This window comes from Streptomyces beijiangensis, from assembly GCF_017315755.1.
In the GTDB taxonomy this organism is placed as follows: Bacteria; Actinomycetota; Actinomycetes; order Streptomycetales; family Streptomycetaceae; genus Streptomyces; species Streptomyces beijiangensis.
Genome location: NZ_JAFLRJ010000811.1, coordinates 1 through 1,764, shown reverse-complemented (window position 1 = coordinate 1,764; position 1,764 = coordinate 1). Strand labels below are relative to the sequence as shown.

Below are 1,764 nucleotides of genomic sequence, written 5' to 3'. Positions count from 1 at the left end.
GGTGAGCGGGTCGACGAGGTGATCCAGGTCGTACTGGACGCCACCGACCAGGGTCTTGAGGTCACGCTCGACGTGGTGGGCGAGGACATCACCACCCCCGAGCAGTCCCACGCGGCGCGCGACGCCTACCTGGAGCTCATCGACCGTCTCAAGGACCTGGGCCTCGGCACCAAGGCCGAGATGTCCGTCAAGCTCTCCATGTTCGGCCAGGCGCTGGAGGGCGGCCACGAGCTGGCGCTCGGCAACGTCCGCCCGGTCGTCGAGGCCGCCGCCGCGATCGGCACCACGGTCACCCTGGACGCCGAGGACCACACCACCCTCGACTCGATGCTCGCCATCCACGAGGAGCTGCGGAAGGACTTCCCGCAGACCGGGTGCGTCATCCAGGCCTACCTCTTCCGTACGGAGGACGACGCACGCCGCCTCGCCGCGAACGGCAGCCGGGTGCGGATCGTGAAGGGCGCCTACAAGGAGCCCGCGTCGGTCGCGTACCAGGAGAAGTCCGAGATCGACAAGGCGTACGTCCGGATCGTCAAGATCCTCATGGCGGGCGTCGGCTACCCGATGATCGGCTCCCACGACCCGCGCCTCATCGCCGTCAGCCAGGAGCTGGCCCGGCGCGCCGGACGCAAGCTGGACGAGTACGAATTCCAGATGCTGTACGGGATCCGCAGCGAGGAGCACTTCCGGCTCGCGGCCGAGGGGCACCGGATGCGCGTCTACACGGCCTACGGCACCGACTGGTACGGATACTTCATGCGGCGCCTCGCGGAGAAGCCGGCCAACCTGCTCTTCTTCGCCCGCTCCGTCCTCACCAAGAGCTGATCACGACCTGATCCAGGGCCGGCCGAGCCCTCCCCACCCCCTCGCCTCTCACGAAGGAGCCACGGAACTCATGGACGCTGTAACCCAGGTCCCCGCCCCGGTCAACGAGCCGATCCACTCCTACGCCCCCGGCTCCCCGGAGCGCGCGCGTCTGGAGGCCAAGCTCAAGGAGCTGGCCGAGAACCCCATCGACCTGCCGATGACGATCAACGGCGAGAAGCGGATGGGCGGCGGCGAGCGCTTCACCGTCGTACAGCCGCACAACCACAAGGCCGTCATCGGTACGTCGGCCCAGGCCACTCAGGCCGACGCCCAGGACGCGATCGACGCGGCCCTGGCCGCGGCTCCGGCCTGGCGCGCGATGGCCTTCGACGACCGCGCCGCGATCATCCTGCGTGCGGCGGAGCTCCTCTCGGGCCCGTGGCGCGAGACCCTCGCCGCCTCCACGATGCTCGGTCAGTCGAAGACCGCGCAGCAGGCCGAGATCGACACCCCGTGCGAGCTCGTCGACTTCTGGCGCTTCAACGTGAAGTACGCCCGTGACCTGCTCGCCGAGCAGCCCGCGGCGAACTCCCCGGGTGTCTGGAACCGCCTGGACCACCGCCCGCTCGAGGGCTTCGTCTACGCGATCACCCCCTTCAACTTCACCGCCATCGCGGGCAACCTCCCCACCGCGCCCGCCCTCATGGGCAATGTGGTGGTCTGGAAGCCGTCCCCGACGCAGTCGCACGCGGCCGTCCTGCTGATGGAGCTCCTGGAGGAGGCCGGCCTCCCCAAGGGCGTCATCAACCTCGTCACGGGCGACGGCATCGCGGTCTCGGAGATCGCGCTGAACCACCGCGACCTGGCGGGCATCCACTTCACGGGTTCGACCCCGACCTTCCAGTACCTGTGGAAGACGGTCGGCGAGAACATCGCGAAGTACCGCACCTACCCGCG

The 1,764-nt window shown here is 69.1% G+C and carries 2 protein-coding genes; both read left to right on the top strand.

What is annotated here, in order from left to right; translation table 11 throughout:
* Positions 1-825 (top strand): proline dehydrogenase family protein (locus J0695_RS39225; RefSeq protein WP_206969632.1); only part of this gene is annotated, 825 nt, incomplete at its 5' end.
* Positions 826-895: 70 nt separating this feature from the next.
* A partial coding sequence (locus J0695_RS39220) for an aldehyde dehydrogenase family protein (RefSeq protein ID WP_206969631.1) occupies positions 896-1,764 on the top strand: 869 nt, incomplete at its 3' end.